The organism is Mycobacterium sp. 1164985.4, assembly GCF_001668575.1.
GTDB lineage: Bacteria > Actinomycetota > Actinomycetes > Mycobacteriales > Mycobacteriaceae > Mycobacterium.
In genome coordinates, this window is the sequence record NZ_LZMD01000081.1 from 111,977 (window position 1) to 123,237 (window position 11,261).

14 protein-coding genes are annotated in these 11,261 nt (G+C 67.7%); 4 read left to right on the plus strand and 10 right to left on the minus strand.

All coding sequences use genetic code 11. The features are described 5' to 3' along the window. Positions 1 to 61: 61 nt before the first annotated feature. Positions 62 to 304 (plus strand): hypothetical protein, encoded by a 243-nt coding sequence (locus tag A5650_RS17720; RefSeq protein WP_067294167.1) that lies wholly within the window; start codon positions 62 to 64, stop codon positions 302 to 304. Between the two features lie 54 nt (positions 305 to 358). On the opposite strand, the gene ahpD is transcribed toward A5650_RS17720, so the two are convergent. Both ahpD and A5650_RS17730 read right to left on the minus strand, forming a co-directional pair. Further along, positions 359 to 892: an alkyl hydroperoxide reductase AhpD gene (gene ahpD / locus A5650_RS17725; RefSeq protein WP_067294233.1), complete on the minus strand. Its 534-nt coding sequence runs from the start codon at positions 890 to 892 to the stop codon at positions 359 to 361. A gap of 2 nt (positions 893 to 894) precedes the next feature. Further along, entirely contained in the window at positions 895 to 1,482 is a 588-nt protein-coding gene (locus A5650_RS17730; RefSeq protein WP_067294236.1) for a peroxiredoxin, read from the minus strand. 225 nt (positions 1,483 to 1,707) lie between these two features. On the opposite strand from A5650_RS17730, the gene A5650_RS17735 reads away from it, so the two are divergent. Genes A5650_RS17735 through A5650_RS17745 form a run of 3 tightly spaced genes read left to right on the plus strand, consistent with a single transcriptional unit; the run spans position 1,708 to position 4,031 of the window. Then, positions 1,708 to 1,962 carry a hypothetical protein gene (locus A5650_RS17735; RefSeq protein ID WP_067294170.1) on the plus strand — a complete coding sequence of 85 codons (255 nt, stop codon included), beginning with the start codon at positions 1,708 to 1,710 and terminating at the stop codon, positions 1,960 to 1,962. Positions 1,963 to 1,997: 35 nt separating this feature from the next. Next, positions 1,998 to 3,227, plus strand: coding sequence for an acyl-CoA dehydrogenase family protein (locus tag A5650_RS17740; RefSeq protein WP_197500507.1), 1,230 nt, complete (start codon positions 1,998 to 2,000; stop codon positions 3,225 to 3,227). Then, complete coding sequence (locus A5650_RS17745) at positions 3,228 to 4,031, plus strand: tyrosine-protein phosphatase (protein WP_067294173.1); 804 nt, start codon at positions 3,228 to 3,230, stop codon at positions 4,029 to 4,031. Positions 4,032 to 4,037: 6 nt separating this feature from the next. Here A5650_RS17745 and A5650_RS17750 read toward each other — a convergent pair whose 3' ends face one another. From A5650_RS17750 to A5650_RS17785, 8 genes are all read right to left on the minus strand, one after another. Continuing rightward, a complete protein-coding gene (locus A5650_RS17750; RefSeq protein ID WP_067294176.1) occupies positions 4,038 to 5,201 on the minus strand; it encodes an LLM class flavin-dependent oxidoreductase in 1,164 nt (387 codons plus the stop codon). 9 nt (positions 5,202 to 5,210) lie between these two features. Beyond that, positions 5,211 to 5,696, minus strand: a complete 486-nt coding sequence (locus tag A5650_RS17755) for a DUF456 domain-containing protein (protein ID WP_067294181.1) — start codon at positions 5,694 to 5,696, stop codon at positions 5,211 to 5,213. A gap of 9 nt (positions 5,697 to 5,705) precedes the next feature. Beyond that, the gene (locus tag A5650_RS17760; protein ID WP_067294185.1) at positions 5,706 to 6,449 is read right to left on the minus strand and encodes a methyltransferase domain-containing protein; all 744 of its coding nucleotides are present in this window, start codon (positions 6,447 to 6,449) and stop codon (positions 5,706 to 5,708) included. A 22-nt stretch (positions 6,450 to 6,471) separates the two neighbouring features. Further along, positions 6,472 to 7,179 carry a haloacid dehalogenase type II gene (locus A5650_RS17765; protein WP_067294189.1) on the minus strand — a complete coding sequence of 236 codons (708 nt, stop codon included), beginning with the start codon at positions 7,177 to 7,179 and terminating at the stop codon, positions 6,472 to 6,474. Continuing rightward, on the minus strand, positions 7,179 to 8,141 hold the full coding sequence (locus A5650_RS17770) for an NADPH:quinone oxidoreductase family protein (RefSeq protein WP_067294193.1): 963 nt from the start codon (positions 8,139 to 8,141) through the stop codon (positions 7,179 to 7,181). The genes A5650_RS17765 and A5650_RS17770 overlap by 1 nt, the downstream gene beginning before the upstream one ends. A 5-nt stretch (positions 8,142 to 8,146) precedes the next feature. Continuing rightward, positions 8,147 to 9,010 carry an SDR family oxidoreductase gene (locus A5650_RS17775; RefSeq protein ID WP_067080405.1) on the minus strand — a complete coding sequence of 288 codons (864 nt, stop codon included), beginning with the start codon at positions 9,008 to 9,010 and terminating at the stop codon, positions 8,147 to 8,149. Between the two features lie 47 nt (positions 9,011 to 9,057). Next, positions 9,058 to 10,458 (minus strand): aldehyde dehydrogenase family protein, encoded by a 1,401-nt coding sequence (locus A5650_RS17780; RefSeq protein ID WP_067080407.1) that lies wholly within the window; start codon positions 10,456 to 10,458, stop codon positions 9,058 to 9,060. Positions 10,459 to 10,529: 71 nt separating this feature from the next. Then, a partial coding sequence (locus A5650_RS17785; RefSeq protein WP_067294197.1) for an SAM-dependent methyltransferase occupies positions 10,530 to 11,261 on the minus strand: 732 nt, incomplete at its 5' end.

An 11,261-nucleotide genomic window follows, 5' to 3' on the forward strand; every position in this document is an offset into this window, starting at 1 on the left:
AGTCATCGCCGGAACAGCCCGGTCGGTCAAACCAAAAAGGGAAGCATCAAAGGAGATTCAGATGAACACCAACACCACTCGCCGCTTCGCCCGCTTCTTCGCGCTGCCGGTCCTCTCGGCCGGAATCCTCGCCGGGGCACTCGGTTTCGCCGGTGCGGCCAGCGCCGGGACCTACACGCAGGATCCGACGCCGCGGCCGGGCATCGTCGCGACGCCCGAGATCCATGCGCCGGGAGTCCAGTCCGGGACCCACGGTCACCGCATCGATCACATCGAGTTCGAGCAGCCGACCTGGCATCGCTGACGCGGATACGAGAGCGGGGGCACCGATTCGGTGCCCCCGCTTCTTCGTGTTCGGTCAAACGGTCGTCAGCACGTCGGCGGTCTGCAGCGCCTGGGCCACACCCGAGACGATCGAGGCAAGCCGGATCGCTTCGAAGATCACCGTCCGCGACACCTGCGCGTCACGCAGCGTCTTCTCGTGCGCCGCGAGGCAGTGGCCGCATCCGTTGATCGCCGACACCGCCAGCGACCACAGCTCGAAATCCTCCTTGGCCACACCGGGATTGCCGATGATGTTCATCCGCAGGCCGGCACGCAGATCGTCGTAGGCGCCGTCGAGCTGGCCCTTCGTGCGGTAGAACACGTTGTTCATCCCCATGATGGCGGCCGCGCCGAGGGCGGCGTCGTAGGCCTCCTGGCTGAGGATGTCCAGTGCGTCCTCGGCGATTTCGCGCAGCAGGCGGTCGGACTTGGTCGCCGCGGCCGTCGCCACCAGGGCACCCCACAACTGCTGTTCGGACAGCTCGGTGGTCTTGACGATGCTGCCGAAGTTGAGCTTCAGATCCTTGGCATAACCCGGAAGCTTTTCCTTGATGTTGTCGATGCTCATGGTCACACCGCCTCTGCCAGCAGCTCGGCCGGCTTGATCGTCGGATCGCCCTTCTTCCAGTTGCAGGCGCACAGCTCGTCGGACTGCAGCGCGTCGAGCACCCGCAGCACCTTGTCGACGTTGCGGCCCACGGAGCCGGCGGTCACCGACACGAACTGGATCTCGTTGTTCGGGTCGACGATGAACGTCGCGCGGTCGGCGACTCCTTCGGCGTTGAGCACGCCGGTGGCCAGCGACAGCTCGCGCTTGAGGTCAGAGGCCATCGGGAACGGCAGCGTCTTGAGGTCCTCGTGCTGGGCGCGCCACTGGAAGTGGACGAACTCGTTGTCCACCGACACCCCGATGACCTTCGCGTCGCGGTCCTCGAAGTCCTCGTTGAGCTTGCCGAAGGTGGCGATTTCGGTCGGGCACACGAAGGTGAAGTCCTTCGGCCAGAAGAAGACGATGCGCCACTTGCCGGGGTGATCCTCGCTGGTCACACGGATGAAGTAGTCGTCGGGCTGCTTGGCATCGACCTCGGAGAGGTCACCGCCGACCACCGCCGCCATGTCGTAGCTGGGGAACTGGTCACCGATTGTCAACAATGCCATCGCGAGCACCATCCTTGTTTCGCTTAGTTTGGATTCAGTCCAGATTACGTACTCAATACTCTGTCCCTCGCACGAATAAGGCAAGCAAAACGGCCGTGATTGTGGCCACACCGGGGCCAGTCAAATCGATTCGCAGTCAGCAGATTTCGGGGACGTGCCCGACAGTGGACGCATCGGCGAACGCACGACACCATAGCCTGCAGCCGGCGTTGCTACGGTCGACGGATGTCGAACATCTCTGAGAACGACCGCATCGAGGACGTCGCACCCGGCGACATCGTCCTCGTCGACCGCGGCGCCGAACCCGTCCCCTGCAAGGTGGTGCACAAGGACGTCAACGACGGCACCGCCCTGATCACCTACGAGGTCGACGACGGTGCGACGTTCCAGGTCGAGTACGCCGCGGGCACCCGGGTGACCCGCAGCCTGGAGTCCAAGTGGGAGTCCCCGCAAAGCCCGACGCAGCAGAACCCCGGCTGAGGATGTGACATATCGTGGCGGGCATGGATTTCGCGATGTCAGCCAAGGCTGCGGACTATCACCAGCGGCTGTCCGAGTTCATGACGGAGTTCGTCTTCCCCGCCGAAGCCGAATACGACCGCTACCGCGAAGAGGCCGGCCCCAAGGACCACACCGTCCCGCCGATCGTCGAGGACCTCAAGAAGCTCGCCAAGGACCGCGGCCTGTGGAACCTGTTCCTGCCCGCGGAGTCCGGTCTGACCAACCTCGAGTACGCGCAGCTCGCCGAGCTGACCGGCTGGAGCATGGAGATCGCACCCGAGGTCACCAACTGCGCGGCCCCCGACACCGGCAACATGGAGACGCTGCACCTGTTCGCCGATGAGCAGCAGCGCAAGCAATGGCTTGAGCCGCTGCTGGCCGGCGAGATCCGCAGCGCGTTCGCGATGACCGAACCCGCGGTCGCCTCCAGCGATGCCCGCAACATCGAGACGACCATGCTGCGCGACGGCAACGACTACGTCATCAACGGTCGCAAGTGGTGGATCACCGGAGCGGCCGATCCGCGCTGCAAGATCCTGATCGTGATGGGCCGAACCAATCCGGATGCCGCCAGCCACCAGCAGCAGTCGATGATCCTCGTGCCGGTCGACACCCCCGGTGTCGACATCCGGCGGTCGCTTCCGGTGTTCGGTTGGCAGGACCAGCACGGTCACTGCGAGATCGTGTTCGACAACGTGCGGGTGCCCGTCGAGAACCTGCTCCACGAGGAGGGCAGCGGCTTCGCGATCGCCCAGGCGCGACTGGGTCCGGGCCGTATCCACCACTGCATGCGGGCGCTGGGCGCGGCCGAGCGCGCGCTGGCGTTGATGATCGACCGTGTGCAGAAGCGCGTGGCGTTCGGCAAGCCGTTGGCCGAGCAGGGTGTGGTGCGCGAGTCGATCGCGAAGTCGCGCAACGAGATCGACCAGGCCCGGCTGCTGTGCCACAAGGCGGCGTGGACCATCGACCAGCAGGGCAACAAGAGCAAGGACGCCCAGGTGCAGGTGGCCCAGATCAAGGCGGTCGCCCCGCAGGTCGCCTGCGATGTCATCGACCGCGCCATCCAGGTGCACGGCGGCATGGGCGTTTCCGACGACGTGCCCCTGGCGCGCCTGTACGCCTGGCACCGCGCCATGCGGCTGTTCGACGGCCCCGACGAGGTGCACATGCGGACCATCGCGCGCGCCGAACTGGGCAGGGAGAAGAGCGCTTTCGCTGCCGCGGTGACCGGAGGGGCCGGATAGGTGGCGGGCAACCCTGACGCCCTGTCAGGGGCGTGGAACTTCCGCGACATCGCCGAGGAAACGGGCATCCGGCCGGGCCGGTTCTTCCGATCCAGCGAGCTGAGCGGTCTGGACGATGCGGGCCGGGAGCTGTTGCGCCGGTTGAACATCACCGATGTCGCCGACCTGCGCTCGGAGCGCGAGGTCGAGCGGCGCGGGCCGGGCCGCGTACCCGACGGTGTGGCGATTCACCGGCTGCCGTTCCACGAGTTGGCCAAGCCGGGCGCGGAGGCCCCGCACGAGCAGAGCTTCCAGCGGATGATGACCGAGAAGCCGGACGACGAGGACGTGACGGTGGCCGCGCGCCGGTTCATGATCGAGGAGTATCAGAAGTTCCCGACGTTGCCCGGTGCGCATCTTGCCGTGCGCCAGGTCGTCTCGATGCTCGCCGAACAGCGCCCGGTCATCGCGCACTGCTTCGCGGGTAAGGACCGCACGGGTTTCACGGTGGCGTCGGTGCTCGACGCCGTCGGCGTGGATCGCGACGCCGTCGTCGCCGACTTCCTGCGCAGCAATGAGGCCGTGCCGCGGCTGCGCGAAAGCATTCTCGAATCGATCCGCGACCGGGCGGAGGAGAGCACCGACGAGATCGTCACGTTCGCCGAGGCGCAGCTCACCTCCGAAGTGCTGGGGGTGCGCGAGGAGTACCTGGATACCGCGCGGCGCTCGATCGTCGAAAACTACGGATCGGTGCGCGGCTTCCTCGAGGCGTCCGGCGTGACCGACGACGAGGTGGTCCGGCTGCGCGCGGTGCTGCTGGGCTGAAATCCCTCAGCTGCCGCCTTTTTCGGCCTCATACTTCTGCGTCATGTGCTCGATCGCGGACAGCTGCGTCTGCGCGAGGTTTTCGCGCACATCGCGGGCCCGCTCCGCGGCGTCCAGCGTCGGCTGGGCCTGACCCTGGAAGTGCGGCATGACCTCGGCGGCGAACAATTCCGCCGAGCGTTTGGTGGCCGCGGGGTTGGCCCACTCGTGGCCCATCTGCAGCATGCAGCCGAACCCGCCGGACTGGTCCCACAGCCGCTGCACCTGGGCGCGTGCCTGTTCGGGTGTTCCGATCACGCCCGCGCCCGCGCCGTTGATGATGTCGACGACCTCGTCGAGGTTCTCCCCCGGTACCTCCATCTGCGGGAACGCCGCAACCTTCTGGAAGTAGCGGTACCAGTGCTCGAGGCCGAAGCGCACATCGGCGCGGGCCTGCTCCTCGGTCTCGGCGATGTGCATAGGGCAGACCAGCGACCAGTTGCGGCGGTCGACCGTGGTGCCGAACGCGGCCGCGCGTTCCTCGGCGATGCCCCAGTGGTGCGCGAGCGCGTCGAATCCCTCGACCACCAGCGTCGCGCCGATCGACAGCAGGCCGATACCGTGCTTGCCCGCCAGCCGAGCACCGGTCGGTGACGACACCGCGGCGACGGCGAGCGGGATGCCGTCATCCGAGTAGGGCGCCAGTTGCAGTCGCGCGTCGAACAATTCGTGTGTGGCGGTCTTGGCGGACACCGTCTCGCCCTTGAGCAATCGGACCATGATGTCGAGGTTGGTCTCGAGCAGTTCGCGGGTGTCGGTGGGGGTGAGCCCGATCATCGCCGAATCCGTGGGCAGCGAGCCGGGTCCAACGCCGCCGATGATCCGGCCGTGGGTGAGGTGGTCGAGCAGCATCAGCCGGTCGGCCGTCCACAGCGGGTTGTGATACGCCAACGAGATGACGCCGGTGCCGAACCGGATCCGCTTGGCCCGCTGCGCGGCCGCAGCGATGAACACCTCGGGTGAGCTGATGATCTCGCTTCCGGCCGAATGGTGTTCGCCGATCCAGGTCTCGTCGAAGCCCAGCGCGTCGAGGTGCTCGATGAGCTCCAGGTCGCGCTGCAGCGCCAGCGTCGGGTTGGTGCCCGCGCGGTGGAACGGAGCGATGAAGTATCCGAAACGCAGCTTGGCCATGCCTGCAAGTTACTGCGTCAGGTACACCCCGATGGCCCAAACGACGGTGGCGAGCAACGCGCCGGCCATCTCGACGCCGACCGACAGGGCGACGCCCTTGAGCGCGTGCCTGGTCGACGTCCACGCCGCGCGCTGCTCGTGCCGGTTGGCCAGTTCGGCGAGGTAGATGCCCAGCACGAAACCGATCGGCAGTCCGAGCACGGGGATGACGAAGAAACCGACGACACCGACCACGGCCCCGGCGACCAGGCTCGACGTGCGCACGTCGGCCTCACGCATCCGCCGGACGGGCCAGGTGTACTTGATGAACGCGGCCGTCAGGAGCAGCGCGGACGCGACGCCGAGCGTCACCCACGCGGTGACGTCGCGCTCGACGACCGCCCACACTGCGATAGCGCCGAAGACCAGCAGCGTGCCGGGCAGCAGCGGTACGACGATGCCGACGATGCCCACCGCGATCGCCAACGCGACGAGGACGATGCCGCCGGTGCTCATGCGTCGAATCTACGGGCGCTGCGCCCGGACCCACTGCATGTTGCCGGTGGTCTTGGTGCGAAGCCGCTCGAATCCGCGATGTTCGAACACGTCGCCCAGTTCGTCTTCGGCGAAGAAGCGCGCCCCGCCCCGCGACACCCATCGCAGCGGCGGAGGAACGCTGCCGACAGTGGGCACCATGATCGCGATCCGGCCGCCTGGTCGCAGCACCCGGTGCATCTCGGCCACCGCCGAGGAGGGGTCGGGGATGAGCTGCAAGACCGCGAGCGACGTCACCGCGTCGACGGTCGCATCGCGGAACGGCAACCGCTGCGCGTCCGCGCGCAGGAACCCGACGTTCGGCCCGGCCTGCGCGCTGACCGCGCGCGCCAGCATCGGTTTCGAGATGTCGACGCCGACCGCCAGCCCCTGCGGTCCGGCCGCGCGGGCCAGCGAGGCGGTCACGTTGCCGGGGCCGCTTCCGATGTCGAGCGCGACACCGCCCTGCGGAATCTCGAGCCACTCGATCGGCAACTGCCACATGCTCAGGAACCTGCGGGCGAAAGCCTGCGAGTAGTCGTAGAACATCGACCCGGGGCCCGACGCCCACACCGCCTGGATCAGACCCTTGTTCTCGGGCGGTGACTGGCTCGGGGCGGCGTCGTCGTCAAGCAGATCCAGGTAGCCACCGCTGACGTCGAGGCGCGCCGGCGTTTCGGCGAAGAGTTCGACCGCCCGGCGCAGCGCAGGCGGCAGCGAGGAGGTATCGGCCACGCTCCCACGCTACTCCTGTCGGTCACGCTCCGAGCCGCTCCGCCAGGTCCACGAAATCGGTTGCCAGGACGTCGAATTCCCCGTCCTCGATCTTCGACGGACGTCGCCTGCCCTCGCCGTACTCCAGCGGCCGGTCGACGTATGCCGTCATCAGCCCAGCGCGTTTGGCGCCGCGCAGATCGCTGGCGTGCGCCGCGACCAGCATCAGCTCACCGGGTGCGACGTCGAGCAGCTCGGCGCAGCCGAGATAGGCCTCGGGATCGGGTTTGTAGTGGCGGAAGAGCTCGGCGGAGATCACGCAGTCCCACGGCAGCCCCGCCCGCTTGGCCATGTTCGTCAGCAGCGAGACGTTCCCGTTGGACAGCGTCGTGATGAGGTAGCGACGCTTCAGCCGGGTGAGGCCGTCGACGGCGTCGGGCCACGGGTCGAGCCGGTGCCACGCCCGGTTCAGGTGGTCGACGGCGGCGTCGTCGATACCGGTGATGCCCGCGCCGTCGAGCAGGTCGACGAGGATCAGGCGGTGCAGGTCGTCGATCCTGGTCCACGGCAGCTCGCCGCGACGCACCCGGTCCATCGCGGGCGGATAGCCGGCCCGCCAGTCATCGGCGAACGCCGCCCAGTCCCGTTGCACGCTATGGGCGCGGCCGAACTCCTCGAGCTCGCGGATGACGCTCGAGCGCCAGTCAACGACGGTGCCGAAGGTGTCGAACGCCAGTGCGCGAAGCGCCATTACGGCTCCAGCACGACCTTGCCCAGCACGCCGCCGTCGGCCAGCGCCTGCAGCGCGTCGGCGCCCTTCGACAGCGGGTAGCGCACGGGCGGCGGCGGGCGCAGTCCGGCCTTGACGAGTTGCGCGACGCCGAACTCGAACACCGACTGCGAACCCGGCTTGCGGTTGACGTACTCGCCGTAGCCGACACCGATCACCGCGACGTTGCGCAGCAGCAGCCGGTTCACCTTCACGGTCGGGATCCCGCCCGCCGCAAAGCCGATCACCAACAGCCGCCCCTCCACCGAGAGCGCCCGGACGGCGTCGTCGAACGCGTCACCGCCGATCGGGTCGACCACCAGATCGACGCCGCGGCCCTCGGTCGCCTCCTGCACCGCCGTCAACCATCCGTCGGTCAACGGCAGCACGACATCGGCGCCCAGCGACTCGACGAACTCGACGGCGTGCGGGCGGTGCACCATCGCGATCACCTTGGCGCCCAACGCCTTCGCGACCTGCACCGCCGCGGTGCCGACACCTCCGGCCGACCCCAGCACCAGCACCGTCTCACCCGGCCGCAGCGCGCCGCGCTTGGCCAGCGCGAAGTACATCGTCTGGTAGTTACCCAGCAGCGCAACGGCTTGCGCGTCGTCGAGATCGTCCGGCGTGGGCTTGACGCTCTCGGGCGCCACCGCCACCCGCTCCGCCCATCCGCCGAGCATGGACAGCGCAGTCACCCGCTGCCCCGGCTTGAACTCCGACTCGTACGGCGCAGAACGCACCACCCCGGCGACCTCCATGCCGGGGACGAACGGTGGGTCGAGCCGCAGCTGGTATTCGCCGCGCAACAGCAGCAGGTCGGGGAAGCTGACCCCGGCCGCACCGACGTCGACGACGATGACGTCCTCGCCGCCGACATCGTCAACGTCGGTGTAGGCCAGTCCGGCCGGTCCGGTGAGTTCTTGCGCGACAAGCGCTTTCATCGAACTCAGCCGAGGCTGAAGGTTGCCCGCTGCGCCGCCGACAAGTCGGTGATCTCGCCCCACTTCGCGGCGATGTCGTCGACGGAGGGCACCTCGGTGAAGGTGACGCCCTCGTTCTGGAACAGCGCGGTGCGCTGCACCTTGCCACCGCCGACGATGAACACCGAAGCGGTCTCGGGCACTTCCTCGGTCATCAGGTAAGCCACCACCGGCGCAACGTATTCCGGCGTCAGCTTCTCGAAGACCTCCGGCGGCAGGATGTCCTGCGTCATCCGGGTCGCGGCGATCGGTGCGAGCGCGTTGGTCTTGATGTTGTACTTCGCGCCCTCCTGGGCCAGCGTGTTGATCAGGCCGACGAGGCCGAGCTTGGCGGCGCCGTAGTTGGCCTGGCCGAAGTTGCCGAACAGGCCGCTGGTCGAGGTGGCCACGACAACGCGGCCGAAGTTGTTTTCCCGGAAGTGCGGCCAGGCGGCGCGGATCACGTTGTAGCCGCCGTACAGGTGGACCTTGAGTACGGCGTCCCAGTTCTCGAACGTCATCTTGTGGAACGTGCCGTCGCGCAGGATGCCCGCGTTGGAGACGACGCCGTCGATCTTGCCGAACTCGTCGAGCGCGGTCTTGATGATGTTCTCGGCGCCCTCGGTTTCGGCCACCGAGTCGTAGTTGGCCACGGCGCGGCCACCGGCGTCCTTGATCTCCTGGACGACCTGGTCGGCCATGTTGTGGCCGGCGCCGGTGCCGTCACGTGCACCACCGAGGTCGTTGACGACGACGCTGGCGCCCTCCTTGGCGAGCGTCAACGCGTATTCGCGCCCCAGTCCGCCTCCGGCACCGGTGACGACGATGACGCGATCCTGCACTCCTGGCATGGGATTCCTCTCTGCTGTGCTGGTCCCGAGGCGCTGCGCGCCTACCCCTAGAAGAGCTTTTTGGCGAGCTTTAGCGCCTTCTCTGTATACGGGGGATAGATGAATGCGCCGACGTCGGGTCGGGTCGGTTTGGTCATCACGGTCTTCTTGTGGCTGAACTGCTCGAAGCCGTACCTGCCGTGGTAGGCGCCCATGCCCGACGGGCCGACGCCGCCGAACGGCAGCTTGTTGGTGGCGAAGTGGAACAGCAGGTGGTTGACCACCATGCCGCCGGCCGGCACCTCCTTGATCACCCGTTCCCGGATGCTCTTGGTCTTGGTGAACAGGTACGCCGCCAACGGCTTCGGCCGCGAGTTCACGAAACTGATTGCGTCGTCGAGGGATTGGACCGTCACGACGGGCAGGATCGGACCGAAGATCTCGTCGGTCATCAGCGGTTCCGCGGGGTCGGGGTCGACCACGACCGTCGGCTGGATGCTGATCTTCGACGCGTCGGAACCGCCGCCGATCACGACCTCACCCTTGGTCGCGGCCAGCGCGTCGGTCAGCCGGCCGAAGTGCCGTTCGTTGACGATGCGCTTGCCGTCGGGGTTCTCGGACTCGAACGTCGTCACCGCCTCTTTGATCTTGTCGACCAGCTTGTCGCGGATCTTCGCGTCGGCGAGCACGTAGTCGGGCGCGATGCAGATCTGCCCGGAGTTGATCAGCTTGGTCCAGGCGATGCGCTTGGCCGCGACGTCGACGTCGGCGTCGGCCGACACGATGACCGGGCTCTTGCCGCCGAGTTCGAGCGTGACCGGCGTCAAGTGCGGTGCGGCGCCCTCGTAGACCTTGCGGCCGATCTCGGTGCCGCCGGTGAAGCAGATGTGGTCGAAGCCCTGCGAAATGAGCTCTTGGCTGACCGAACCGTCGCCCTCGATCACCGCGATCGCATCGGAGTCGAGGTACCGCGGCACCAGCTCAGCCATGAGCGCCGACGAAGCCGGGCAGACCTCGGACGGCTTGAGCACCACGGTGTTACCCGCCGCGATCGCCCCGATCGCCGGGCCCAGCGTCAGCACGAACGGGAAGTTCCACGCGCCGATGACCAACACCGTGCCGAAGGGCTCGTACTCGACCCAGCCCCGGCCGGGCAGCTGCGACATCTCCAGCAGCCGGTAGCGGCGGCGGGTCCACTTCTTCACGTTCTTCGCGGCGTCCTTGGCCTCGCCCGCGGTGCTCGCGATGTCGGCCAGCCACGCCTCGAAGCGGCTGCGGCCCAGATCCTGTTCGAGCGCGGCGGCGATGGCCTCCTCGTTCTCGACGGCGAGGCGCTCGATCGCCTTGAGCTGCCGTTTACGCCACTCGAGGTCCCTGGTGCGTCCGGTTTTGAAGGTCTCTCGCAGCCGGCGGACGACGCTGGGAATGTCGTCGGTGGCTTGGGTGGGAGCGGCGATGTCGGTGGTCATGGGGGAGTCCTTCCTGACCCGAGGAATGCCCCGATCCTAACCAACCGGTTGGGCCGCCCAGAAGGGCTCCGTCAGTCCTTGTACGCGGTGACGAACTCGGAAAACCCGCTGTCGTTCTCGTACTCGGCCGGAAGCACCCAGCGGTCCAGTCGACGCATCTCCTCCAGCGAGGTCACCGACGTCGCCCGCCAGCCGTGCGCATCGAGCCACTCGGAGACGTCCGCACGGTCCGGGTCGTTGTACATCAGTTCCGCGACGTCGACGGAATCGTCCATTCCGAGCTGCGCACGGATGCGCTCGAACCGCTCGCGCATCTGCTCGCGCCGCTCCTCGGCCTGCACCCCGACGGTCTCCACCGACACGCGGCTACCGGGCGCGCTGAGCGCGGTGATCTGCTCGAACAGGCGGTCCTGGGCGTCGGCGGGCAGGTACATCAAAAGGCCTTCGGCCAGCCATGCGGTCGGAGCCGTCGGGTCGAACCCGGCCTCCTGCAGAGCGGCCGGCCAGTCGTGGCGCAGGTCGACCGCGACCGCCACGCGCTTGGCGGCCGGCAGCACGCCCTGTTCGGCCAGCCGGGCGGCCTTGTACTCGAGCACCTTGGGCTGGTCGATCTCGTAGACCGTCGTGCCCGCGGGCCAGTCGAGCCGGTACGCGCGCGAGTCCAGCCCCGACGCCAGGATGACGATCTGCCGGATGCCCGCGCCGACGGCGTCGGTGAAGTAGGCGTCGAAGAAGTGCGTCCGCACCGCCTGGTAGTTCCCCATGTGCTCGAAGATCGCGGCGACGTCGGGATCCGCGATCCC